Below are 24,234 nucleotides of genomic sequence, written 5' to 3'. Positions count from 1 at the left end.
GGAGACTCGAGAGTCTCCCTTTTGGCCCGTGCGGGGTGTCAGTCGAACACACCGAAGGTCATGTAGCTGAACCACGAGCGGTCGCTGTTGTTGCCTTCCGCTTCGTGATTTTCCTCTTCGATCACATCGCCGTTGGTGTCTTTAGGCTTGAGTTCGTTCGGAATCGCATCCTTGGCGTCCTGGAACTGCTTCTGCACGTCCTGGTTGGCGCGGGTTTCTCCCGGTGGCAGCGGCGGACGGGATTCGATCAGACCCAGGGTCGCCTTGCTCAGCCAAGAACGGTTATCGGCTTCGGCTACCGACGGCACGAACTGACCGTCGACCAGGCTTGGGTGGTTCGGGTAGTTGAGCTTCAGGGTTTCGAGGCTGGTGGCGGCCAGCTCATCCAGGTGCAGGCGCTGGTAGGCTTCGGTCATCACCGCCAGGCCGTCACCGACCGATGGGGTTTCCTGGAAGTTTTCCACCACGTAACGACCACGGTTCGCGGCAGCCACATAGGCCTGACGGGTCAGGTAGTAGTCGGCAACGTGAATTTCGTACGAGGCCAGCAGGTTGCGCAGGTAGATCATGCGCTGCTTGGCATCCGGCGCGTAACGGCTGTTCGGGAAGCGGCTGGTCAGCTGGGCGAACTCGTTGTAGGAGTCGCGGGCGGCGCCGGGGTCACGCTTGGTCATGTCCAGTGGCAGGAAGCGCGCCAGCAGTCCGACGTCCTGGTCGAACGACGTCAGGCCCTTGAGGTAGTAGGCGTAGTCGACGTTCGGATGCTGTGGATGCAGACGAATGAAGCGCTCGGCCGCGGCTTTTGCAGCCTCGGGCTCGGCGTTCTTGTAGTTGGCGTAGATGAGCTCGAGTTGGGCCTGATCGGCATAACGACCGAACGGATAACGCGATTCCAGAGCCTTCAGCTTGGCGGTGGCGCTGTTGTAGCTGTTGTTGTCCAGGTCGGTCTGAGCCTGTTGGTACAACTCGACTTCACTCAGGTTTTCGTCTACGACTTCCTTCGATGAGCAAGCAGCGGTCAATGCGAGGATGGCGATCAGCAGCAGGTGTTTCACTTGCATGGCGGCTTGCGTCCCTATGACGGCCGCTGTCTTGGGCGTGGCCGTCCTGTTATGATGAGCGCCCCGTTGAATAGCCTCGGGGCAAAAGACGCCGTATTTAACCACAAGCGCGCAGCCGAAACCAAAGGCTGTGCCGACGCCTAGTCTGAGCATGTCCGATAAAATTGAACTTCGCGCAGAGGTGCCGTCCGAATTGGGCGGCCAACGCCTCGATCAAGTCGCCGCACAATTATTCGCTGAGCACTCGCGCTCGCGCCTTTCCGCCTGGATCAAAGACGGCCGCCTGACTGTGGATGGGGCGGTTATCCGCCCGCGAGACATCGTTCACGGTGGCGCCATTCTTGAACTCACTGCCGAGCAGGAAGCTCAGGGCGAATGGGTCGCTCAAGACATTGCCCTGGACATCGTCTATGAAGACGACGACATCCTGGTGATCAACAAGCCTGCGGGCCTGGTGGTGCATCCGGCTGCCGGTCACGCTGATGGCACCTTGCTCAACGCCTTGCTGCACCACGTGCCGGACATCGTCAACGTGCCGCGCGCCGGTATCGTGCACCGCCTGGACAAGGACACCACCGGTCTGATGGTGGTGGCCAAGACCATTCAGGCGCAGACGCAACTGGTGACACAATTGCAGAGCCGCAGTGTCAGCCGGATCTACGAATGCATCGTGATCGGCGTGGTGACAGCTGGCGGCAAGATCAATGCGCCGATCGGTCGTCATGGCCAGCAGCGCCAGCGCATGGCGGTGATGGAGGGGGGCAAGCAAGCCGTCAGCCATTACCGTGTGCTCGAGCGCTTCCGCTCCCACACTCACGTGCGGGTGAAGCTCGAAACCGGTCGTACGCACCAGATTCGCGTGCACATGGCGCACATCAACTTCCCGTTGGTCGGAGATCCTGCCTACGGCGGTCGCTTCCGTATTCCGCCGGCAGCGAACCCGACGATGGTCGAATCGCTGAAAAACTTCCCGCGTCAGGCGCTGCACGCGCGTTTCCTGGAGCTGGATCATCCGACCACCGGTCAACGGATGAGCTGGGAGTCGCCGTTGCCGGAAGATTTCGTCTGGCTGCTGACCCTGCTCAAGCAAGACCGCGAGGCGTTCATCGGATGAGTGACTGGCTGATTCCTGACTGGCCCGCGCCGGCCGGGGTCAAGGCCTGTGTGACCACCCGTGCGGGCGGCGTCAGTCAGGCGCCGTTCGACAGCCTCAATCTGGGCGATCACGTCGACGACAGCCCTGAAGCTGTCGCCGAAAATCGCCGTCGTCTCACCGATCATTTCTCCATTCAACCGGCCTGGCTGCAGCAGGTCCACGGCATCGTCGTGGCCCATGCCGACCCAGGCCGAGTGGTCGCTGCCGACGCCAGCTGGACGGCGACGCCCGGCATCGCTTGCGCGGCCATGACCGCCGACTGCCTGCCAGCGTTGTTTTGCGACCGTGCCGGCACTCGCGTCGCGGCGGCCCATGCCGGTTGGCGCGGGTTGGCGGCTGGCGTGCTGGAAGCCACTCTGGACAGCCTGGGCGTGCCACCTGCCGATGTATTGGTATGGCTCGGCCCGGCCATTGGCCCGCAAGCCTTTGAAGTCGGCCCGGAAGTGCGCGAAACCTTCGTGCAGCAACTGCCGCAAGCGGCTGAAGCTTTCGTGCCAAGCGTAAACGCCGGCAAGTTCATGGCCGACATCTATATGTTGGCGCGTTTGCGCTTGGCAGCACGCGGTGTCACCGCCGTTTATGGTGGCGGTTTCTGCACCGTGACCGATCCGCGCTTCTTTTCTTATCGCCGTGCGTCCCGCACCGGCCGGTTTGCCTCCCTTATCTGGCTCGAACGCTAGACTTGTCTGATCTGCATCAACATCACGACGCTTGAATCTCCCAGAATTGACCGCATCTATTGTGCTATCTGGCAGGTTTCTTCATTCAGGATGTTTTATTGGTCCGACCTGCTCAAAAGGAAGGTGACCCATGCGTATAGATCGTTTAACCAGCAAATTGCAGTTAGCCTTGTCCGATGCCCAGTCCCTGGCCGTCGGTCTCGACCATCCGGCCATTGAGCCGGCGCATTTGATGCAGGCCCTGCTCGAACAGCAGGGCGGCTCGATCAAGCCTCTGCTGATGCAAACAGGCTTCGACATCAACAGCCTGCGTAAAGAGCTGACCAAAGAGCTCGACCAGCTGCCGAAAATCCAGAATCCGACCGGCGACGTCAACATGTCGCAGGATCTGGCGCGCCTGCTCAACCAGGCTGATCGCCTGGCCCAGCAGAAGGGCGACCAGTTCATCTCCAGCGAGCTGGTGTTGCTCGCCGCCATGGACGAGAACAGCAAGCTCGGCAAATTGTTGCTCGGTCAGGGCGTGAGCAAGAAAGCCCTGGAAAATGCGATCAACAACTTGCGCGGTGGCGAGGCGGTCAACGACGCTAACCACGAAGAGTCGCGCCAGGCGCTGGATAAATACACTGTCGATATGACCAAGCGCGCCGAAGAGGGCAAGCTCGACCCGGTGATCGGTCGTGACGACGAAATTCGCCGGACCATTCAGGTGTTGCAACGCCGCACCAAGAACAACCCGGTATTGATCGGTGAGCCTGGGGTCGGTAAGACCGCCATCGTTGAAGGCCTGGCCCAGCGCATCATCAACGGCGAAGTGCCGGATGGCCTCAAGGGCAAGCGTCTGCTGTCCCTCGACATGGGGGCGCTGATTGCCGGTGCCAAGTATCGCGGTGAATTCGAAGAACGCCTGAAGTCGCTGCTCAATGAGCTGTCGAAGCAGGAAGGGCAGATCATTCTGTTCATCGACGAACTGCACACCATGGTCGGCGCCGGTAAAGGCGAAGGCTCGATGGATGCGGGCAACATGCTCAAGCCGGCATTGGCTCGCGGCGAGCTGCATTGCGTCGGCGCAACCACGCTCAATGAGTACCGCCAATATATAGAGAAGGACGCCGCCCTCGAGCGCCGCTTCCAGAAAGTGTTGGTGGACGAACCGAGTGAAGAAGACACCATCGCGATCCTGCGGGGCCTGAAAGAGCGTTACGAGGTTCACCATAAGGTAGCGATCACTGACGGTGCGATTATCGCGGCGGCCAAACTCAGCCATCGCTATATCACTGATCGTCAGTTGCCGGACAAGGCCATCGACCTGATCGACGAAGCCGCCAGCCGTATCCGCATGGAGATCGACTCCAAGCCGGAAGTGCTGGACCGTCTGGAACGTCGCTTGATTCAGTTGAAGGTGGAATCCCAGGCGCTGAAGAAAGAAAGCGACGAGGCCGCGAAGAAACGTCTGGAAAAACTCCAGGAAGAAATCGTGCGCCTTGAGCGTGAGTACTCGGATCTCGAAGAAATCTGGAACTCGGAAAAGGCCGAGGTACAGGGTTCGGCGCAGATTCAGCAGAAGATCGAGCAGTCCCGCCAGGAACTGGAAACCGCACGCCGTAAAGGCGATCTGAACCGCATGGCCGAGTTGCAGTATGGGGTGATCCCGGACCTGGAGCGCAGCCTGCAGATGGTCGACCAGCACGGCAAGAGCGAAAACCAGTTGCTGCGCAGCAAGGTGACTGAAGAAGAGATCGCGGAAGTCGTGTCGAAGTGGACCGGTATTCCCGTGTCGAAAATGCTCGAAGGCGAGCGCGACAAGCTGATGAAGATGGAAAGCCTGTTGCACCAGCGTGTGATCGGCCAGGACGAAGCGGTGGTGGCGGTTTCCAACGCCGTGCGGCGTTCCCGTGCGGGATTGGCCGATCCGAACCGACCAAGCGGTTCGTTCATGTTCCTCGGCCCGACCGGTGTCGGTAAAACCGAGCTGTGCAAGGCGCTGGCGGAGTTCCTCTTTGATACGGAAGAGGCGATGGTGCGCATCGATATGTCCGAGTTCATGGAGAAACATTCCGTGGCTCGCCTGATCGGCGCTCCACCGGGCTATGTAGGCTATGAAGAGGGCGGTTACCTGACCGAGGCGGTGCGTCGCAAGCCTTATTCGGTGATCCTGCTGGACGAGGTCGAGAAGGCGCACCCGGATGTGTTCAACATCCTGCTGCAAGTGCTTGAAGACGGTCGACTGACTGACAGCCATGGCCGCACGGTGGACTTCAAAAATACCGTGATTGTCATGACGTCCAACCTCGGTTCGGTGCAGATCCAGGAATTGGTCGGTGATCGCGAGGCCCAGCGTGCGGCAGTAATGGACGCGATTTCCTCGCACTTCCGGCCGGAGTTCATCAACCGGGTCGACGAAGTGGTGATCTTCGAGCCATTGGCACGGGATCAGATTGCCGGCATTACCGAGATCCAGTTGGGTCGTCTGCGCAGTCGTCTGACCGAGCGGGAACTGAAGCTGGAACTCAGCCCTGAGGCCATGGATAAGCTGATCGCGGTAGGGTACGACCCGGTGTATGGCGCTCGGCCGCTGAAACGAGCGATCCAGCGCTGGATCGAAAACCCGCTGGCACAGCTGATTCTGTCGGGTCGTTTCATGCCCGGCGATACTGCCAAGGGTGTTGTGGAGAACGACGAAATCGTCTTCGTTTGATCCACTGTAGGAGCGAGCCTGCTCGCGATGGTCGTTAACGATAACGCGTGTTATCAGGCTAAACGCAGCGCTCAAGAGGTCTTCGCGAGGAAGCGAGCTCCTACAAAAATGCGTAGTTGAACAGGAGGCCTCACATTGCGAGGCCTTTTTTTCGTTAGGCTGTTGAACTTAAAGGAAAAGGCTTGTAAAGTGCGCCCCGCAGTCAGTCACCCGCCAGGGTTTCCGCTCCCCAAGCAGGAATCCAAAATAAGTTGCAAATCATTAACTTGAAAGCAATTTAGGGGGTTGACAGAGGTGCTGAAGATTGTAGAATAGCGCGCCTCAGACACACGAACGCAGCGATGCGAACGGGTCGAAGAGAACGCAGTAAAGCTTCACCGTTGTAAATTGAAATATGTAGTTCCGTGATAGCTCAGTCGGTAGAGCAAATGACTGTTAATCATTGGGTCCCAGGTTCGAGTCCTGGTCACGGAGCCAATTTCAAACCGGGGTATAGCGCAGTCCGGTAGCGCGCCTGCTTTGGGAGCAGGATGTCAGGAGTTCGAATCCCCTTACCCCGACCATTTTTGGGTCGTTAGCTCAGTTGGTAGAGCAGTTGGCTTTTAACCAATTGGTCGTAGGTTCGAATCCCACACGACCCACCATTTTTGAAACCAGTTAACGCTGGAATCAAATCTTAAGATCAGACGCCAAAAGCTCTGTTCGCAGAAGGCGCCTTTTAAAGGGTGCCTTTTTTTTACCGGGGTATAGCGCAGTCCGGTAGCGCGCCTGCTTTGGGAGCAGGATGTCAGGAGTTCGAATCCCCTTACCCCGACCATATTAAAAATCCTCGTATCGAAAGATACGGGGATTTTTTTTGTCTGCAAAAAAACACTTCGCTTCAAGTCATCGTACAACTTGCCGATAACGAGCTGTCGGGGCACAGCCCCCACTCAAGCCCACAACAAGAAAGGCACTCGTTATGTTTCTTCGACAGTTGAATATTGCCCCCCGTGCTGCGTTGGGTTTCGCCTTGATTGCGGTGCTTGTGGCGCTGCTCGGGATATTTGCACTGGGGCAAATGTCGAGCATCCGCGAGAGTGAAGTGGCGGTGGAAAAACAATGGCTACCGAGTATTCGTGGCGGTGACGAGATCCGCGAGATCATGCTGCGCATTCGCACGATTTCCCTGCGGATGGCCCTGGATCAGGACCCGAAGAACATTGCGCAATACCGCAGCCAAATGGATACCCGCGACAAGGAACTGAGCGAAAAGATTGCCGCCTATGACAAGCTGGTTACCACGGCTGAAGGCAAGGCGCTGTACGAGCAGTTCAAAAGTACCTTCGCGGCCTATCGCACTGGCATTGCCCAATCGTTCACCCTGGCTGAACAGGGGCGTCGCGACGAACTGACCAAATTGTTGCTGGTGGACATGAAGACCGTGGTCGACGGTTCTGGCAAACAGCTCAGTGATCTGGCTGAGCTGTTCGCCAAACAAGTCGCGGCGGAAAGCGACAAGTCCAAGGACCACTACGACACTTCACGCACCATCGTGAGCGTATTCATCGCCCTCGCGGCATTGGCCACGGTTGGCCTGGCGATGTTGCTGACACGCAGCATCGTGCGTCCGTTGAGTGAAGCAGTGAGCGCCGCAGAACATGTGGCCCAGGGTGATCTGACCCGTCCGATCGAAACCCATGGCAATGACGAAGTCAGTCGTTTGCTCAAAGCGCTGGCGACCATGCAGCAAAACCTGCGGGAAACCTTGCAGGGCATCAGCGGGTCAGCCACGCAATTGGCCACGGCGGCCGATGAATTGAGCGCCGTGACCCTCGATAGCACTCAGGGCCTGCAACAACAGAACAACGAGATTGAGCAAGCAGCCACGGCGGTCAATGAAATGACCATTGCCGTGGAAGAGGTCGCGCGCAACGCAGTCTCCACGTCCGATGCCACTCGCCAGTCCAGTGAGTCAGCGCATCAAGGGCAGGAGAGGGTCAGCGAAACCGCCAGTTCGATCAGTGCACTGGCCGACGACGTGCAGAGCACCGGTGAGCTGGTGCAATCGCTGGCCAACCAATCCCAGGATATCGGCAAGGTGCTGGATGTGATTCGCGCCATTGCCGAACAAACCAACTTGCTGGCGCTCAATGCTGCGATTGAAGCCGCGCGCGCAGGTGAGAGTGGTCGCGGGTTTGCGGTGGTGGCCGATGAAGTGCGCGCGCTGGCCTATCGCACGCAGCAATCGACCCAGGAAATCGAACAAATGGTGCAGGGTATGCGCAACGGTTCGAGCCTGGCCCTGGAGGCCATGAACGCCAGCACCTCCCGTGCCGCCAGCACGTTGTTGCTGGCCGAGAAGGCAGGTGAGGCGCTGCAAACCATCACGGCGTCGGTGCATCAGATTCACGAGCGAAACCTGGTGATCGCCAGTGCAGCCGAGGAACAGGCCCAAGTGGCACGCGAGGTCGATCGCAACCTGGTGAATATCCGTGACCTGTCTGTGCGTTCGGCCGCCGGGGCCGATCAGACCAGTGCATCGAGCCATGAGCTGTCGCAGTTGGCGAATGCCCTGCAGGGGATGGTGCGGCGCTTCCGGGTGTAATGTTCTCGGATAAAACAGTGGGAGTGAGCCTGCTCGCTCCCACAGGGGTCGGGCGGTATCAGTGCAACTTGAGCCGTGGCTCGGTGCCACGCCCGATCTTACTGCCCAGCATCAGCATTGCCGTGCGGAACGGCCCGTACAGCGCCATCTGGTGCATGCGATACAGAGACACGTAAAACATCCGCGCCAGCCAACCTTCGAGCATCACGCTGCCAGTGAGGTTGCCCATCAAGTTACCCACAGCAGAAAAACGCGACAGCGAGATCAGCGAGCCGTAGTCGGTGTACTTGTATTCAGGCAATGCCTTGCCTTCAATCCGCAGTTTCAGCGACTTGGCCAGCAATGACGCCTGTTGATGCGCGGCTTGCGCGCGCGGCGGCACGTTGCGGTCGGTACCCGGTTGCGGGCAGGCCGCGCAGTCACCGAAGGCGAAGATATTTTCGTCACGGGTGGTTTGCAGGGTCGGCAGCACTTGTAGCTGATTGATGCGGTTGGTTTCCAGGCCATCGATGTCCTTGAGGAAACCCGGTGCGCGAATCCCTGCGGCCCAGACTTTCAGACTCGCCTTGATCACGTTGCCATCGGTGGTGATCAAGCTGTCTGCCGTCACTTCGCTGACCGCTGCGTTGGTCATGACATTGACCCCGAGTTTCTCCAGGGTTTTATGCACAGGCCCGCCGATTCGCTCCGGCAGCGCAGGCAGAACCCGTGGTCCCGCTTCGATCAGGGTGATGTGCATGTTTTCCGGTTTGATCCGGTCCAGGCCATAGGCCGCCAGTTCGTGGGCGGCATTGTGCAGTTCGGCGGCCAGTTCGACCCCGGTGGCACCGGCGCCGACGATGGCAACGCTGATCTGTTCGACCTTGTCGGTCTGCCCGGCATGGGCACGCAGGTAGTGGTTGAGCAATTGCTGGTGGAAGCGCTCGGCCTGTTTGCGGGTGTCGAGGAACAGGCAATGCTGGGCTGCACCCTGGGTGCCGAAATCGTTGGTGGTGCTGCCGACGGAAATCACCAGCGAGTCGTAAGCCACTTCCCGCGCCGGAACCAGCTCAAGGCCGGCCTCGTCATAAGTGGCGGCCAACTGGATTTTCTTTTGTGCGCGATCGAGCCCGCTCATGCGTCCCAGCTGGAACTCGAAGTGGTTCCATTTGGCCTGGGCAACATAGTTGAGTTCATCTTCGGAGGAGTTCAGGGAACCGGCTGCCACCTCGTGCAACAGCGGTTTCCAGATGTGGGTCAGGTTCGCGTCGACCAGCATGACACTGGCGATGCCGCGTTTACCCAGCGTCTTACCCAGACGGGTAGCCAACTCCAGACCGCCGGCGCCGCCGCCAGCGATGACAATACGATGGGTCATGGGGATATCTCACAAGGCTAAAGGAAATCGGTGCAGTCAACCGAGCGAGCGCGAAGCGGCTCATAGCGTCAGGTAGCTGATAAGTCGGCTCAAAAGGCCAAGACCAATGGTCACTGCCAACACCAGCACAAGGAGCATCCACGGCCGGAAGGGCCGGCGCTCGACTCGGTGCTGGGACAGATGCAGGTACTCTTCGACATGCTTCTGGTCGTCGGGGTTCAGGCGGCTGGTCATATCGGGCCTCGTCAGGGGTAGACGTTGCTGATTGCGGAGAGGTTACAAGTCGATTTAACGAACGTTGAACGGAGCATAGCCGCTGTCCGGAATGGGCTCGACGCTCACCGTATCGTTCAGGCGAATGATTCCACTTTGTAACACTCGTGCAGTGATTCCGCCATGTCCGCGAACGGCTTGAAAGGTCCCGGGGCCGAGGTTGTTTTGCAGGCGTGCGCAAGGCTGGCACCAGCCAGTGGTTTCGAAAATCGCCTGGCCAATTCTGAAGCGACGCCCCTTGAGGCTGAACAGGTTGATACCGCTGATAACGAGATTGCGCCGTAACTCATCAGGCAGCACCGGTTTATCGTGCGGGCGGCCCATCAGCGAACTGATCACCGCCAGATGCTCCCATTGGATCAACGTCACTTGCCGCGCATTGCGTACGCCTGGCCGGGCTCGATCACCGGTCAAGCCAGCCTCCAGTCGCGCTTCCACGGCCTCCAGTTCGATCATCGGCACATGAGGTTGCGGGCGCACGCCAATCCAGCGTACGCGACCGATTTGCGGGACATCAGCTATCAGTTCCTGCAATGGAGTCACAGACTGATCCCGACGTCGAAAACGATGCTGCGCCCCAGGTTGCTGCGCAGGAAGTCCGGTGCATCCGGATGTGCGAAGAGCACGCGGGCGAAAGTCGGGCCGACCAATGACAACGAGCGCCAGCCTTGGCGCAGGTATTCGGTAGGCGGCGGGAAATGGCTGTTGAGGTCCAGCACTTCGCGCTTGAGGCTGGCGAAGGCGATGATGTCCAGGTCGCCCAGATCCATGCCGCGTTCTTTGTAGTTATGCGCTTTTTTGCGCAAGGTCGGCGCCAGTCGCAGCAAGAATTCGTTGGCCGGGATGCGCCGCGGCTTGGCCTCGCGCCGTACCAGTTGGCTCAGGGAGAATGCGCTGCGTCGGCGTTGCAGCTCATCGCGCCATTCGTCGTTGAGGCGCCGGCCTTCGTCGAGGACGAAGAACACCTCGAAGCTGGCATCGCGAAACAAGACGTCCGGCGGTTCGCCGGCCGGGGCGAATTCGTCGGCACGATAGGGAATGTTCAAGCCTTGCAGCAGGCGCTGGCAGACCCAACGCTCACGCTCCCATTTGCGGGCATTGGACAGGAACGCGTTGGCTTGCTCGGCCGCGATGGTCAGCAAGCGTAAGTAATCTGAGTCATCCATAGGCCCAAGCTTAGCGTTCAATTGCGACAAGCAGAAAGCGTTAAGCGGTAAACAGCGTCACTGGGCACCGGGAAGCGCCGGTGTAAACTGCTGGCCACTACCCATGCGATTGAGCGAGGAATTGAATGTGAAGTATTGGTCAGTGTTACTGCTCGGGCTTTTGCCACTGTGGGCCCATGCGCTGGAAGTGGGTGAGCGACTGGCGCCATGGACGCTGCTTGATCAGTACGATCAGGCCTTTACCCTCGACAATCGCACTCAGACGCTGCTGGTGGCGCGCAGCATGGAAGGCGCCAAGTTGGTCAATGCGGCGTTGCAGGGCCAGCCCAAAGGCTATCTGGAGGCCCGCCATGCAGTGTTTCTCGCTGATATCGAGCGCATGCCACGGCTGATCGCAAAAATGTTCGCCGTGCCGGCCATGCGCGATTATTCCTACCGGGTCATGCTGGACCGCGATGGCCGCGTTGCACCGAAGTATCCCGGTGCTGTGGATAGCGTGCTGTGGTTACAGCTCAAGGACGGCCAGTTGGTGGCGCAGCACGAGTACGCCACGGCTGCGCAGTTGCGTGAGGCGCTGGAGACGTCTCGCCCATGATCGGCGCCGAGCTGCTGTCATCTCAGAGTCTGACAGTCGGCTGGCTGATTTATGTGCCGGTGTTGCTCTGGGCGATCTGGCGTGCGCCGTGGGTAGAGCTGTTCACCGATAGCCGTCGCCAACATTTGTTGTTCGGCACGGTGTTCGCGCTGTTCATGTTGTGGTTGGTGCGGCGGGATTTCGATACCGGCGTGTCCTATCACTTCATTGGCATGACAGCGGTAACGCTGTTGCTGGATTGGCCGCTGGCGATCATCGGTGGACTGGTGGCGCAGATGGGGCTGGTGTTACTCGGGCGACAGGATTTGATGGCGGTCGGGGTCAACGGCGCGTTGTTGATTCTGTTGCCGGTGCTGGTGACTGAATGCTGCGCGATCCTGGTGGAGCGCGCGCAGCCACGAAATCCCTTTGTGTATATCTTCGTTTCCGGATTTTTTGCGGCGGCACTGTCGGCGTTGCTGTGTCTGTTGCTGGCGCTGTGGCTGTTGTGGTTCGACGAGCGTTTTGAGATGCCGTACTGGCTGGAGGATTTTGTCGGTTACCTGTGGTTGCTGATTTTTCCCGAGGCCTTTATCAACGGCATGGTCGTCAGTGCTCTGGTGGTGTTCTGCCCGGAATGGCTGGAGACTTTCAACCGCACGCGCTACCTTTCGGCGCCCTGGAAGGGCGACGATCCGAAGTCTTGATTCACATCAAACCCTGAAAACGCTGGCGATCCCATGCTCGGCAAAACCTTCAGGAGTTTCGTCATGAGTGTTTATGAGTGGGCAAGGCAGGAATTGCGCCAGAGTCTGGATTCGGCGCAAGCGGAGGGATTTGATCCTGGGTTGAGCCTGCGCGCCTTGCTCAGTGCCGTGGTGCAGCAGAGCAAGGCCGTACGCAGTGCGGAGGATTTGGCCGACGAGTTGCATTTCCTGGCGGAAAACCTCGACGACGGTCAGGACTACGGCTTCATGCGGCCCTGACGACGGGCATCAGTGACGCGGATCGAAGTCGCCGCTGAACAACTCGTCCTCGGCATCGGGGGCCACGGGAATTTTGTGTTCTTCCGATGCCCAGGCCCCCAGGTCGATCAGTTTGCAACGGTCCGAACAGAACGGGCGGAATTTGCTTTCGGGACTCCATTCGACAGGGGCTCCGCAAGTCGGGCATTCGACGGTTGGGGTTTGGCTCATGACTGGCCTCCACGCAAAGTAAGGTAAAAGTGATGCAGGCGTTCAACCTCGCTGTGCAGCCAGGCGAGGTCGCGGTCGTTGACCACCACGTCGTTGGCATGTCTCAGGCGATCCTGGCGGCTGGATTGGGCCTTGAGGATCGCCTGGACCTGCTGCTCGCTCGTCTGGTCACGCCGCAGTGTGCGTTCGATCTGTAGCTGTTCAGGGACATCGATCACCAGCACCCGTTGGGTCATGGCGTACTGCCCGGACTCGATCAGCAGCGGCGAAACCAGAATCGCATAAGGCGATTTTGCCAGCGCCAGATGTCGAGCGATTTCTTCGGCGATCAGCGGATGCAGCAACGCTTCGAGCCAGCGACGTTCTTCCGGCACTTCGAAGATGCGTTTGCGCAGCGCGGCTCGGTCCAGTTGCCCGTCGGCGAGTAACACATCCGGGCCGAAGTGTTCGGCGATCTTCGCCAGCGCCGGCCGCCCCGGTTCGACCACCCAACGGGCGGCATGATCGGCATCGACCACATGCACGCCGAGGTCGATGAAATGTTGGGCCGCCGCGCTTTTTCCGCTGCCGATGCCGCCGGTGAGGCCGAGAATCCAGGGTTTTTCCACAGGGGTATTCATTTCAAACCGACAAACTGCCAATAGAAGTCGGTTATTTGAACACCCCAGAGCAAGGCAATCCAGCCAGCAATGGCCAGATAGGGCCCGAAGGGGATGGGGGTCGAGGTTTTTGCCTTGCGCAGGCGCAGGATAATCAAGCCAATCACGGCACCCGCCAGGGAGGAGAGGAGGATTGTCAGCGGTAATATTTGCCAGCCACCCCAGGCGCCAAACATCGCCAGCAATTTGAAATCGCCATGGCCCATGCCTTCCTTGCCGGTGATCAGTTTGAACAACCAGAACACCGACCACAGCGCCATATAGCCGGTGATCGCGCCCCACAATGCATCCTGCAATGGTACGAACAGGCCGAGGCTGTTGACGATCAGCCCCAGCCACATCAGTGGCAGCACCAGCACGTCCGGCAACAATTGATGTTCTACGTCGATCAGGCTCATGGCCAGCAGGCCCCACGTCAGTAACAGGGTCACGCCGGCTGGCCAGCCGAAACCGAAGTGCCAGGCAATGAATGCCGACAACAGGCCGCAGGCGAGTTCGGTCAGCGGGTATCGTTTGCTGATCGGTGTCGCGCAAGACGAGCAGCGTCCGCGCAGCAGCAGGAAACTGAGCAGCGGAATATTTTCCCAGGCCCGAATCCGGTGACCGCAGTGCGGGCATTGGGAATGGGGCAGCAGCAGGTTGTAGGTTGGCAGCGGTGTTTCGCCGGGCAGCCCGAGAATGTCATGGGCCTGCAGGCGCCACTCGCGCTCGAGCATCTTCGGCAGGCGCCAGGTCAGCACGTTGAGAAAGCTGCCGACCAGCAGGCCGATCACCCCGGCGATGACGACAAAGGCTAGCGGGTAGTGGGTGAGAATTTCGTTCAAGGGCATATCAGATCGCTGAGCCGAGTTGGAAGATGGGCAGGTACATCGCGACGACCAGGCCACCGACGATAACGCCCAGCACCACCATGATGAACGGTTCCATCAGGCTGGTCAGATTATCGACCATGTTATCGACTTCGTCTTCGTAGAACCCCGCGACCTTGTCGAGCATGCCGTCCAGCGCACCGGACTCCTCGCCAATGGCAGTCATCTGGATGGCCATGTTCGGAAAGATGCCCGATGTGCGCATGGCGAAATTCAGCTGCATGCCCGTCGAAACGTCCTGCTTGATCCGCTGCACTGCGCGCTTGAACACAATATTTCCGGTCGCGCCCGCCACTGACTCCAGAGCTTCCACCAGCGGCACGCCGGCGGCGAACGTGGTCGACAGCGTACGGGCGAAACGGGCCACGGCGGATTTGTACATCAAGGTGCCCACCAGCGGCAGTTTCAACAACCCGGCGTCCATGCGGTCGCGAAAAGCCCGGGACGTCCTGAAGGCATGGCGCATGGCGAACGCTCCTGCGATCAGTACCCCGAGCATCATCCACCACGCGTCCTGCATGAACCGCGACAAGCCAATGACCATCACAGTGAAGGCGGGTAACTCGGCTCCGAATCCCTGGAATACCGACTGGAATTGCGGCACCACTTTGACCAGAAGAATCCCGGTGACGATGATCGCGACGAACACCACCATCAGCGGGTAGGTCATGGCTTTCTTGATCTTGGCCTTGAGGCTTTCGCTCTTTTCCTTGTAAGTCGCCACCCGTTCCAGCAGCGTATCCAGCGCCCCGGCCTGTTCGCCGGCGTCCACCAGATTGCAGTACAGCTCATCGAAATACCGGGGCTTTTTGCGCAGGGCCGCGGCAAAGCTGTTGCCCGCCGCGACGTCCTGTTTCACCTCGTCCACCAGCGTGCGCATGGCCGGGTTATCGAAGCCTTCGCCGATGATGTCGAACGACTGCAGTAGCGGCACCCCGGCTTTCATCATGGTTGCCATTTGCCGGGTGAACAGGGCAATGTCCCGGACCTTGATGTGGTTGCCCAGGTTGAGCAGCGAGGGGGTTTTCTTGCGAACCTTGCCGGGGGTGATGCCTTGCTTGCGCAATTGCGCCTTGATCAGTGCCGGGTTCTGCCCGCTCAGCTCGCCGGTTATTCGGGTGCCTTTGCGATCAGTGCCTTCCCAGGCATACACGCTGATTTTTGCTGCTTTGACCGCCATGTTCAGTCCTTGGTGACCCATCGATTTGCAGCGAGTTGCCTTCGGGCATGATCCGCCGTGGTCATTCACCACTTCCTGAATCCCCGCTCACCCCTTTTAGCCGTCGTTGCAGTGTTCGCACCCGACTGGCTCATAGATCGTGAATGTGCCGATGCGTTCCTCGGGAATACCTTTCTTGAGCTGGGCCTCGCGGGGAATATCCGCCGACCGGGGCCGATTGCCTGGCCAGATCGTAGAAGGCGATTTCATGCATTGAAGTACCGGCCGCACGACTTATAGCCTAGTCAAACGGAAGAACCAAACCACCTGGGGAGAGGTGACAAAAACTGTCAGATAGTGCGGATTCTGGGGGTAGGAAAGGGTGTTGTGGCGGGCGTGCACCCCGCCAACAGGGCGCGCGGGGCCTGGCATGGGCTGTGCTGCGACAGCTTCAGATCATGAGATTTCGACTCATGCACGGAGGCTGTCAATGCACAAACAAAAAGGCTTTACCCTGATCGAGCTACTGATAGTGGTCGCAATCATCGGGATTCTGGCGACGTTCGCCATTCCTGCGTACTCCAAATACCAGGCGCGGGCCAAGGTGACGGCGGGGCTGGCGGAGATTTCGGCCTTGAAGGTGCCGTTCGAAGACGTAATCAATCAAGGCGACGATCCGGATCTGGCTAAGCTAACCGGGACCCCGGTCACCTCTAACTGCACAATGACAGCGACCGGTAGCGCTGCGGATGGCACGGGCACTATTGCCTGCACCCTTGTGAATGCACCGGGCCCCGTGCTGAATAAAACCATCACCTTGGCGCGAACGCTGACGGGGTGGACGTGCGCCACCACAGTCGATCAGGACTACGCGCCCAAAGGCTGCACGGGCGTTGCCCCGAAAGTCTGATCCATGAGCTGATTGCCAATACCCCGCCGTTCGCGGGGTATTTTTTTGTCCGGCTTTACAGCAAATGAGGTTTGAAGAAAAACCGCGTTAATTCATGGCCTTAGGCCTGCGGTAAAACCCGCAACTTGCATGTAGAGAATTTCAAAGTCATGCATTTTGCATGATTCCGGAAAATGGCAATTTTTCTAAGTTGTTGATTTATCTCAATTTATTATCGGTTTCAAAGTTGGCACAGCGTTCGCACTCTCTCTGGTAACCCTGCTGAAAAGAAATCCAGCAGACTTTCCAGAAAAACAGGAGTTACTCGTATGAAGAAGTTCGTTATCGCTGCCGCTACTGTAACCGCGCTGACCCTGACCATGGCCAATGCTGCATTTGCACAGACTCAAGCCACCCAGGCACCCATGACGCTGGCGGCCGGTGAGATGACCAAAGCCGAGGAAGCTACTTCCGATACCTGGATTACTACCAAAGTCAAAAGTGACCTGCTGACCGAAAAAGGCATTCCTGGCACCGACATCAAAGTTGAAACCAATAAGGGCGTCGTGTCCCTGTCATCCACCGTTGCGGTGACTGACGCTCAGAAAGCCACTGCCGTGGCGATCACCAAAAAAATCAAAGGCGTCAAAGCGGTCTCCGCTGACGGCCTGAAAGCCGAGTAAGGCACGACTTCTCGCCTGGACTGGGAGAGGGCGCGGCAGGCGGGCCGAGCTATACGCCTGTCGCATCTGAGGAGTTCATGCGAACGGCCATAAGGATGTGGCCATTACAGGCCCCGGCACTCGTGTCGGGGCCTGTTCTATTGTGGCGTCGCAAACGAACTGGAGATCAGTTCTTGCGTTGCTTTGACTTCACTCGGCGTCCAGATGCAGAGGGGTAACGACCTTGCCATCCTTTTCCGCTTCGCCCAGTTGGGCATCGATGAAGTACACGCGGTCATCGGCGAGTTGACCCTTGTCGACCAGATAATCCTTGATACTACTGGCGCGGTCCTGCCCCAGCTGACGCAACAGCACGTCGCTGGTACTCCAGAATTTGATCACGTCGGCGCGCATCTTCGCCGTGCGCTCCTCCTTGCCCAGATCCTTCCATTCGGCGGGTGGCTGGGTCTTCAGGCGGGTGCGGTAGATCCCTTCCAGCAGCGGGCCCTTCTCGGTGTCCGGCACCTCCAGCATCGAAGCCTGGGCGGGCACTTTTTCGCCGCGGCGCTGGAGCATTTTGTAGTAGTTGTACTGGTATTCCCGTTCCAGGCGTTGTTCGGCGATCAATGGGCCGTCGCTGCTTTGCGCTGCCGTGCCTTCGATCTCCAGACGCAGGGCCGGACGCTCCTTGAGCGCGTTGGACAGTTTGACCAAAGCGGCTTCAGCGTCCTTGCTCAGGTCGCTTGAACCAGGGGCAAATGACACACTGCCCAAGTCTTCCGCGCCACCGCCGCTGACCAGTCCGCCAATCAGTTTGAAGGGCGCCGCCGCGGCTTTCACGATCAGGTTGCGCAAGGTCTGCCAGATGATTGGCATGACGCTGAACTGCGGATTATTGAGGTCGCCGGTGACCGGCAGTTCGATGGAAATCTTGCCATCGACGTCCTTGAGCAAGGCAACTGCCAGTTTCAGCGGCAGGCTCACGGCGTCGGGGCTGTCGACTTTTTCGCCCAGCTGCAGTTGTTCGACCACCACTTTGTTCTCGGCTTTTAGCTGGCCTTTGGTGATCAGGTAATGCAGGTCAAGATTGAGTCGGCCCTTGCGAATACGGTAACCGGCGAACTTGCCGGAGTAGGGCGTCAGTGTGGTCAGTTCCACGCGTTTGAAGCTGGTGGCGATGTCGAGGCTGGCCATCGGGTCGAACGGATTGACCGCCCCCTTGATGGTCACCGGCGCATAGCGGTCGACCTTGCCCTTGACGTCGACACTGGCGGGTTTGGCCTGGCGGCTGTCGATGGTGCCGATCTGCCCGTTGAGTTGTTGGATGGCGGTCGCGAAGTTCGGCGTCAGGCTGAAGTCGGCGAAGTTGGCCGAGCCGTCATTGATGGCAATCCCACCGATATGGATGCCCAGTGGCTTGTCCTTGCTGGCGGCGGGTTTGGCGGCAGCAGTCCTGGTGCCGGAATCGGCCGGTTGCGGGATCAGCAGATCATCGATGTTGGTGGTGCGGTCATCGTTGATCATGAATCGCACATAGGGCTGCATCAGGTTGATTCTGTCGATCGAAAGGCTATCACCGTGTTGATAGTTCAGGCCCTCGACCATGACCTGCTGCCATTTGAGAAAGTCGCGGGTTTTCAGGGTGTCGAGCGTATGCAGCTGATCAACCTGGGCGCGCCCGGTAACACTGAAGGCCAGGGGCTCGGTGCTTTTCAGGTTGACCGCCAGATCGCTGCCGAGCATGCCGCTGCGCAGTTCCAGGCGTATGAATGGCGTGATGTAGGACTGGGCGACCCGCAGGTCGATGTCCTTGGTCTGGACATTGAGTCTGGCGCTGATCGGGGCCAGATTGACCTCCCCGTCTGCCAAAAGCTTGCCTTGTTTGCCTACGCCCGTGTCGAGCTTGAGCGTAAAAGGCGAGCCATTGAGACTGTCGAACTTCTGAAGGTCGAGATTCAATGGTCCCAATTCCAGCGCGACGGCGGGTTGTGCCTTGCGGTCGGCCAGATGCACCTGATAGTCACGCAGTTGCACGTCGTTGAGCAGGACCTGCCACGGTTTGCTCGGTGGAGCAGGGGCGGGCTTGGGTGAATCAGCTGCTGCCGGTGTGCTGGCCGGTTCGGCCTTGGCCTTGGCGGCGGGTTTGGACGGCTGGCTGGCGAACAGCTTCTGCCAATCGAGTTGGCCATCCGCCTCCAGTGCCGCCCAGGTTTCCAGTTTATGGCTGCGGATCTTGCCGACCACCACCTGCTGCTTGGCCAGGTCCAGGGTGGTATCGGTGATGTCCAGTCGCTCAAGCTTCACCAGTGGCCGTCCGTCCGGCGCCTTGATGGCGAAGGGCGCAACGCTGACCGCGACATTGCTCAGCAGCAACTCGGTCTGCTTGGACAGGTTGAGTTTGTAGTCGGTGCTGATATTGACCACACCGCTTTCCAGGTCCAGGGGCACGGCGTCGCGCACATAGGGCCAGAAGGACTTCATCTTGCCGTCAGTGATTTTCAGCTTACCTTCGGAGGCAATCGGGATCAGGCTGAAATTACCCGTCCAGTCGACCTGCCCGCCGCCCGGGCCGATGGCGACCAATGTCATGTCGGCACTGTCTTCGGGCCGGGTACTGAGGTGTTTAAGCTCGAAATCGAGTTTGTCGTAGATAAACTCGATGGATTCGCTGGGGCGCTCATCCTTGAAGTGCACGACACCACCGGCCAGATTGATCCGGTCTATGCGCAGCGGGAACGGTTTTGCATCGGGATCGGCGGGCGTCGGTTCGCTCTGTGGCAGTTTGAACAACCCGAGCAGGTTGAGTTTGCCGTCCTTGCCGAAGAGGATCTCGGTCTTGGATTTTTCCAGTTCGATATCGGACAGATGCAGCGTCTTGGTCCAGAGGCTATCGAGTTGCAGGTTGGCGTAAAGGCGTTCGAAGCCGATCTGCTCCTTGCCGGGCTCGCCGATACTCAAGCCCCAAAGTGTCACTTCAAGGCTGAACGGGTTGAGTTCGATCCGCTGGAGAGTGGCGGGCATCGTGGCGTAGTTGGCCAGCTGTTGGTTGGCAATGCGCAGGGCGATGCCCGGTAAAATCAGAAACCCCAGCAGACTGTAGAGCGCCAGAGCAGTCAACAAGGCGCCAATGGCGCGAATCAATCCTTTGTACATGTGTGGCTTCATCTGTCTGAATCGGAGTGCCTTGGAGTATGGCACGCGTTTCCAGTTCCGAAGCAAACAGCCTGCTCAGGATTTTTCAGATTTGTCTGACACGGATCAAAGCTGCAGGATCAGAGTTTTCAGTGGCGGTTGCTGATCCATCGACGGGAAATCGGCACCGGGTTTCATCACCGTCCACTCTCGCACCGGCCGTCCGGCTTTCTCGGCGCAACGTAAAACCTGTTCACGCCAGTCGTCCATGCTGACTTTTGCCAGGTTGTTGCAGCAGATCAGCACGCCATTGTCGGCGGTGGTCAGCAGGGCGGGTTTGAGCAGGCTTTGATAGTCGCGCAGCAGGTCGACAGTACCGAAAGAACTCTTGGCCCAGGCCGGTGGATCGAGCAGTACCAGATCATATTGGCGCTGTTCCAGGCGCTGATAGCTTGGCAGTTTCTGCCCGCGTCGCTGGCTGATGGGCAGGCCGGCCAATTGGCGGATGGCCGGGAAGTAATCGGACTGAATGAACGTCATGGTCGGCAATTGCGGGTTGAGCAGGCCATTTTCACGACCGACTGCCAGATTGCCTTCGGCGAAGTCCAGGTTGCACACCTCGCTGGCGCCACCGGCTGCGGCGCTGAGGCCGACCCCACAGGTGTAGGCGAACAGGTTCAGCACACTTTTGTTTTTGCTGTGGTCCTTGACCCAGCCGCGCGTGTTGCGCAGGTCGAGGAACAGCAAAGGGTCTTGCCCTGCGTGGCGTCCGCGGACCCGGTAATTGAGCCCCCACTCGTGGCCGACCAGATCTTGCAGGGCCGCTTCGTCGGCGCGGTAGACGGTGTCTTCGCGATCGATACGCGAGTTGCCACGGGAGCGGTCGTTATAGACCAGCAGCAAGTCGAGGCCCATATGCCGGTTGACGATTTCATGCAGTTGCAGCAGTGCCTCGCGTTCCAGCGACTGGTGGAAGCTTTGCACCAACAGCTGCGGGCCGTAGCGGTCAATCGTCAGGCCCCCGGCGCCTTCCTGGCTGCCATGGAACAGGCGATAGCAGTCGGTGCCTTGCTGGTGCAGTTCGGCCAGCAGGTCCTGGCGATATTCAAGGGCGGCGCGCAGCGCCTGATTCAAGGAAGACATGCTGGGCGCCTTGCAGGAGGGAATTTGGCGCGGGAGTTTAACAGTTACTGAGCTTCAAGCTTGCAGCTCTGAGCATTAAGTCAACAACCCCATGCGCCGTTTGGCACGCTGCACCGAGCCATTACGCACCGCCCAGCGCAGCATCGGCGCACTGCGATTGACGCTGGCGCGGATCAGTTTGCGTTGCAGCGGGCTCTGGCTGACGCCGAGCATGTCACTGGCCCAGTCCGGCAGCAGATCGATCCCGGCCTGCATCATCATCCCCCCGAAAGGCTTGGCCAAACGGCTGGGAGAGGGGGCGTTCAACAGCAGCCGCAACACTTCGCGACTGCGTTCATCACAGAGCAATTGCGGGCGGATGCGTTCAAGGTATTCGGCAACTGCTCGTCGGGAGCGCGGCACATCACGGGCCCCCAGGCGTTCGGCGACCAGGGCGATTTCTGCGTAATAGCGATCCTGATCGGCCGGAGAAAGGCGCGGGTTGCGATAGCGCAGGTGCGCGGCGAGGAAGTTGCTGACCTCGGCCACATGCACCCAGGTCAGCAGGTCGGGGTCGCTGGCGGCATAGGGGCGACCATCGGGCGCCGTGCCGGTCACTTGCAAATGAATGGTGCGGACCTTCTCGATCAGCCAGTCGGCGTCCCGTCGCGAACCGAAGGTGGTGCCGGAAATGAACTGCCCGGTGCGGCGCAGGCGACCGAGCATGTCCTCGCGAAAATTCGAATGGTCCCAGACACCGGCCAGCGCCAGCGGATGCAGGGCTTGCAGCATCAGGGCGCTGATACCGCCGATGAGCATGCTGCTGAAGTCGCCGTGAACCTGCCAACTCACCGAGTCAGGTCCGAACAGGCCTGGATCGCCTTTGGGGTTTTCCAGGTCGAGCTTGCCCAGGGACAAACCGGTCAGGCTCATGATTTGGCTTTCGATACGGCTGCGGATGAATTCCATGGGGGCTCAGTCAGTTTCTGCAGGAGCGAGCTTGCTCGCTCCTGCAAAGGCACGTTATTGGTTCAGGCGTTTGTCGATCAAGCCCTGCACTACGCTTGGGTCGGCGAGGGTCGAGGTATCCCCCAGGCTGTCGAGTTCGTTGCAGGCGATCTTGCGCAGGATACGCCGCATGATCTTGCCCGAACGGGTTTTCGGCAAGGCGGGCGCCCACTGGATCAGGTCCGGTTTGGCGAAGCTGCCGATTTCCTTGCTGACGTGGGCCAGCAGTTCCTTTTTCAGTTCATCGTTGGGATCGATGCCGTTCATGGGGGTGACGAAGGCGTAGATGCCCTGGCCCTTGATGTCATGGGGGTAACCGACCACGGCGGCTTCGGCAATGCTGTCGTGCAGCACCAGGGCGCTTTCCACTTCGGCGGTGCCGATGCGGTGCCCGGAAACGTTGATCACATCGTCGATACGCCCGGTGATCCAGTAGTCGCCATCCTCGTCGCGGCGTGCGCCGTCACCGGTGAAGTAATAGCCGGGATAGGGCTTGAAGTAGGTGTCGACCATGCGTTGCGGGTCGCGGTAGACGCTGCGGATCTGCGCCGGCCAACTCGACTTTATCGCCAGCACGCCGCTGCCGGCGCCTTTGATTTCCTTGCCATGCTCATCGAGCAGCACCGGTTGCACGCCGAACATCGGCTGGGTGGCGCAGCCGGGTTTGATCCGTTGCGCGCTGACCAGGGGGCTGAGCATGATGCCGCCGGTTTCGGTCTGCCACCAGGTGTCGACGATCGGACAGCGCTCTTCGCCGACCACATGGAAGTACCATTCCCACGCTTCCGGGTTGATTGGCTCACCGACGGTGCCCAGCAGTCTGAGGCTTGCCCGCGAAGTGTCCTGCAACGGCCCGGCACCTTCACGCATCAGTGCGCGCAGGGCCGTGGGGGCGGTGTAGAAGATGTTGACCTTGTGTTTATCGATCACTTGCCAGAAGCGCGAAGTGTTCGGGTAGCTCGGCACGCCTTCGAAGATCAGCGTGGTCGCGCCATTGGCCAGCGGGCCATAGACGATGTAGCTGTGTCCGGTCACCCAGCCGACATCGGCGGTGCACCAGAACACTTCGCCATCGCGGTAGTCCAGCACGTATTTGAAGGTCATCGCCGCTTGCAGCAGGTAGCCACCGGTGGTGTGCAACACCCCCTTGGGTTTGCCGGTGCTGCCGGAGGTATAGAGGATGAACAGTGGGTCTTCGGCGTCCATCGGTTCGGGTGGGCAGTCGTCGGTGACATCGCGCAACGCCTGGTGATACCAGATATCCCGGCCTTCGACCCAGTTCACCTGATTCTGTGTGCGCTCGACCACGATCACTGTGCTGACGCCAGAGCAACTTTGCAGTGCTTTGTCGACATTCTGTTTGAGTGGCACGAACTTGCCGCCGCGCACGCCTTCATCGGCGGTAATCACGGTGCGGCAGTCGGCATCGAGTATCCGGTCACGCAATGAATCGGGGGAGAAACCGCCAAACACGACGGAGTGCACCGCGCCGATGCGCGTGCAGGCGAGCATGGCGAACGCCGCTTCGGGAATCATCGGCATGTAGATGCACACCCGGTCGCCTTTTTTCACGCCACGGCTTTTGAGCACGTTGGCCAGGCGACAGACGTTGTGATGCAGTTTTCTGTAGGTGATCTGTGTGGATTCGGCGGGGTCGTCGCCTTCCCAGATAATCGCGGTTTGATCGCCGCGCTTTTCCAGATGGCGGTCGATGCAGTTGTAACTGACGTTCAACTGGCCGCCGGCAAACCAGCTGGCCTCGCCGGTTTTCAGGTCATAGCGCTGGACGGTCTGCCAGGGTGCGCTCCAGTCGAGAAAACGGTTGGCCTGTTCGGCCCAGAAAGTACTGGGGTGTTCTATGGATTCGCGGTACAGGCGATGGTAGTCGTCCTGACTCAACTGTGCAGCCCGGCGGACGGCATCGGCTTTGGGAAACGTGCTGATATCGAACATGACGGTTCCTCATTCTTGTTTTTGCGACAAGAGGGG

At 59.3% G+C, this 24,234-nt stretch carries 22 protein-coding genes, 4 tRNA genes and 1 pseudogene; 13 read left to right on the top strand and 14 right to left on the bottom strand.

Annotated features, from left to right (window positions below; genetic code table 11):
* Positions 1 to 38 precede the first annotated feature (38 nt).
* Positions 39 to 1,061: an outer membrane protein assembly factor BamD gene (locus JQF37_RS06820; RefSeq protein WP_130204816.1), complete on the bottom strand. Its 1,023-nt coding sequence runs from the start codon at positions 1,059 to 1,061 to the stop codon at positions 39 to 41.
* Positions 1,062 to 1,212: 151 nt separating this feature from the next.
* On the opposite strand from JQF37_RS06820, the gene rluD reads away from it, so the two are divergent.
* The 8 genes from rluD to JQF37_RS06780 all read left to right on the top strand — a co-directional run bounded on the left by rluD (position 1,213) and on the right by JQF37_RS06780 (position 8,179).
* Positions 1,213 to 2,175, top strand: a complete 963-nt coding sequence (gene rluD, locus JQF37_RS06815; protein WP_047533394.1) for a 23S rRNA pseudouridine(1911/1915/1917) synthase RluD — start codon at positions 1,213 to 1,215, stop codon at positions 2,173 to 2,175.
* Complete coding sequence (gene pgeF / locus JQF37_RS06810) at positions 2,172 to 2,897, top strand: peptidoglycan editing factor PgeF (RefSeq protein WP_130204818.1); 726 nt, start codon at positions 2,172 to 2,174, stop codon at positions 2,895 to 2,897. Before rluD ends, pgeF begins: the two co-directional genes overlap by 4 nt.
* Positions 2,898 to 3,027: 130 nt before the next feature.
* Positions 3,028 to 5,592, top strand: a complete 2,565-nt coding sequence (clpB, locus tag JQF37_RS06805; protein ID WP_103403517.1) for an ATP-dependent chaperone ClpB — start codon at positions 3,028 to 3,030, stop codon at positions 5,590 to 5,592.
* Between the two features lie 401 nt (positions 5,593 to 5,993).
* Positions 5,994 to 6,069 (top strand) — tRNA-Asn (locus JQF37_RS06800).
* Positions 6,070 to 6,078: 9 nt separating this feature from the next.
* Positions 6,079 to 6,155, top strand: a tRNA-Pro gene (locus JQF37_RS06795).
* Between the two features lie 5 nt (positions 6,156 to 6,160).
* Positions 6,161 to 6,236 (top strand) — tRNA-Lys (locus tag JQF37_RS06790).
* A gap of 96 nt (positions 6,237 to 6,332) precedes the next feature.
* A tRNA-Pro gene (locus JQF37_RS06785) sits at positions 6,333 to 6,409 on the top strand.
* Positions 6,410 to 6,553: 144 nt separating this feature from the next.
* Entirely contained in the window at positions 6,554 to 8,179 is a 1,626-nt protein-coding gene (locus JQF37_RS06780) for a methyl-accepting chemotaxis protein (RefSeq protein ID WP_130204820.1), read from the top strand.
* Between the two features lie 58 nt (positions 8,180 to 8,237).
* Here JQF37_RS06780 and JQF37_RS06775 read toward each other — a convergent pair whose 3' ends face one another.
* The 4 genes from JQF37_RS06775 to JQF37_RS06760 are packed head-to-tail and all read right to left on the bottom strand — an operon-like array spanning position 8,238 to position 10,975.
* Positions 8,238 to 9,536 (bottom strand): NAD(P)/FAD-dependent oxidoreductase, encoded by a 1,299-nt coding sequence (locus JQF37_RS06775; RefSeq protein WP_047533385.1) that lies wholly within the window; start codon positions 9,534 to 9,536, stop codon positions 8,238 to 8,240.
* Between the two features lie 60 nt (positions 9,537 to 9,596).
* Positions 9,597 to 9,770: a DUF3094 family protein gene (locus JQF37_RS06770; protein WP_047533382.1), complete on the bottom strand. Its 174-nt coding sequence runs from the start codon at positions 9,768 to 9,770 to the stop codon at positions 9,597 to 9,599.
* A gap of 54 nt (positions 9,771 to 9,824) precedes the next feature.
* The gene (locus JQF37_RS06765; protein WP_130204822.1) at positions 9,825 to 10,352 is read right to left on the bottom strand and encodes an MOSC domain-containing protein; all 528 of its coding nucleotides are present in this window, start codon (positions 10,350 to 10,352) and stop codon (positions 9,825 to 9,827) included.
* The gene (locus JQF37_RS06760; protein ID WP_047533376.1) at positions 10,349 to 10,975 is read right to left on the bottom strand and encodes a DUF1780 domain-containing protein; all 627 of its coding nucleotides are present in this window, start codon (positions 10,973 to 10,975) and stop codon (positions 10,349 to 10,351) included. The genes JQF37_RS06765 and JQF37_RS06760 overlap by 4 nt, the downstream gene beginning before the upstream one ends.
* Positions 10,976 to 11,102: 127 nt before the next feature.
* Between JQF37_RS06760 and JQF37_RS06755 the strand changes: the two genes are divergently transcribed.
* From JQF37_RS06755 to JQF37_RS06745, 3 genes are all read left to right on the top strand, one after another.
* The gene (locus JQF37_RS06755; RefSeq protein WP_130204824.1) at positions 11,103 to 11,570 is read left to right on the top strand and encodes an FAD/FMN-containing dehydrogenase; all 468 of its coding nucleotides are present in this window, start codon (positions 11,103 to 11,105) and stop codon (positions 11,568 to 11,570) included.
* The gene (locus tag JQF37_RS06750) at positions 11,567 to 12,256 is read left to right on the top strand and encodes an energy-coupling factor ABC transporter permease (RefSeq protein WP_130204826.1); all 690 of its coding nucleotides are present in this window, start codon (positions 11,567 to 11,569) and stop codon (positions 12,254 to 12,256) included. Before JQF37_RS06755 ends, JQF37_RS06750 begins: the two co-directional genes overlap by 4 nt.
* 63 nt (positions 12,257 to 12,319) lie before the next feature.
* The gene (locus JQF37_RS06745; RefSeq protein WP_047533370.1) at positions 12,320 to 12,535 is read left to right on the top strand and encodes a hypothetical protein; all 216 of its coding nucleotides are present in this window, start codon (positions 12,320 to 12,322) and stop codon (positions 12,533 to 12,535) included.
* A 9-nt stretch (positions 12,536 to 12,544) separates the two neighbouring features.
* Here the strand turns inward: JQF37_RS06745 and yacG are convergent, their stop codons facing one another.
* The 5 genes and pseudogenes from yacG to JQF37_RS31320 all read right to left on the bottom strand — a co-directional run.
* A complete protein-coding gene (yacG, locus tag JQF37_RS06740) occupies positions 12,545 to 12,745 on the bottom strand; it encodes a DNA gyrase inhibitor YacG (protein ID WP_008058361.1) in 201 nt (66 codons plus the stop codon).
* Positions 12,742 to 13,365 carry a dephospho-CoA kinase gene (gene coaE, locus JQF37_RS06735; RefSeq protein ID WP_130204828.1) on the bottom strand — a complete coding sequence of 208 codons (624 nt, stop codon included), beginning with the start codon at positions 13,363 to 13,365 and terminating at the stop codon, positions 12,742 to 12,744. Before coaE ends, yacG begins: the two co-directional genes overlap by 4 nt.
* Positions 13,362 to 14,234, bottom strand: a complete 873-nt coding sequence (locus JQF37_RS06730; RefSeq protein WP_130204830.1) for an A24 family peptidase — start codon at positions 14,232 to 14,234, stop codon at positions 13,362 to 13,364. Before JQF37_RS06730 ends, coaE begins: the two co-directional genes overlap by 4 nt.
* Before the next feature lies 1 nt (position 14,235).
* Positions 14,236 to 15,453: a type II secretion system F family protein gene (locus JQF37_RS06725; protein WP_130204832.1), complete on the bottom strand. Its 1,218-nt coding sequence runs from the start codon at positions 15,451 to 15,453 to the stop codon at positions 14,236 to 14,238.
* A 22-nt stretch (positions 15,454 to 15,475) separates the two neighbouring features.
* A pseudogene (locus tag JQF37_RS31320) lies at positions 15,476 to 15,657 on the bottom strand (type IV-A pilus assembly ATPase PilB); the annotation flags it as partial.
* Positions 15,658 to 15,922: 265 nt separating this feature from the next.
* On the opposite strand from JQF37_RS31320, the gene JQF37_RS06720 reads away from it, so the two are divergent.
* A complete protein-coding gene (locus tag JQF37_RS06720) occupies positions 15,923 to 16,342 on the top strand; it encodes a pilin (RefSeq protein ID WP_130204834.1) in 420 nt (139 codons plus the stop codon).
* A 308-nt stretch (positions 16,343 to 16,650) separates the two neighbouring features.
* Positions 16,651 to 17,004, top strand: a complete 354-nt coding sequence (locus JQF37_RS06715) for a BON domain-containing protein (RefSeq protein ID WP_130204836.1) — start codon at positions 16,651 to 16,653, stop codon at positions 17,002 to 17,004.
* A gap of 189 nt (positions 17,005 to 17,193) precedes the next feature.
* On the opposite strand, the gene JQF37_RS06710 is transcribed toward JQF37_RS06715, so the two are convergent.
* The 4 genes from JQF37_RS06710 to acs form a co-directional block, all read right to left on the bottom strand.
* The gene (locus tag JQF37_RS06710; protein ID WP_204149577.1) at positions 17,194 to 20,148 is read right to left on the bottom strand and encodes a DUF748 domain-containing protein; all 2,955 of its coding nucleotides are present in this window, start codon (positions 20,146 to 20,148) and stop codon (positions 17,194 to 17,196) included.
* 93 nt (positions 20,149 to 20,241) lie between these two features.
* Positions 20,242 to 21,258, bottom strand: coding sequence for a class I SAM-dependent methyltransferase (locus JQF37_RS06705; RefSeq protein ID WP_130204840.1), 1,017 nt, complete (start codon positions 21,256 to 21,258; stop codon positions 20,242 to 20,244).
* A gap of 75 nt (positions 21,259 to 21,333) precedes the next feature.
* The gene (locus JQF37_RS06700) at positions 21,334 to 22,206 is read right to left on the bottom strand and encodes an oxygenase MpaB family protein (RefSeq protein WP_130204842.1); all 873 of its coding nucleotides are present in this window, start codon (positions 22,204 to 22,206) and stop codon (positions 21,334 to 21,336) included.
* A 54-nt stretch (positions 22,207 to 22,260) separates the two neighbouring features.
* Complete coding sequence (gene acs, locus JQF37_RS06695; RefSeq protein WP_130204844.1) at positions 22,261 to 24,198, bottom strand: acetate--CoA ligase; 1,938 nt, start codon at positions 24,196 to 24,198, stop codon at positions 22,261 to 22,263.
* Between the last annotated feature and the right edge of the window lie 36 nt (positions 24,199 to 24,234).

It is taken from the genome of Pseudomonas sp. MIL9 (assembly GCF_016887925.1).
GTDB classification, from domain to species: domain Bacteria; phylum Pseudomonadota; class Gammaproteobacteria; order Pseudomonadales; family Pseudomonadaceae; genus Aquipseudomonas; species Aquipseudomonas mohnii.
The sequence above is the reverse complement of the archived record's forward strand: the minus strand, read 5'-3'. Positions and strand labels throughout refer to the sequence as shown.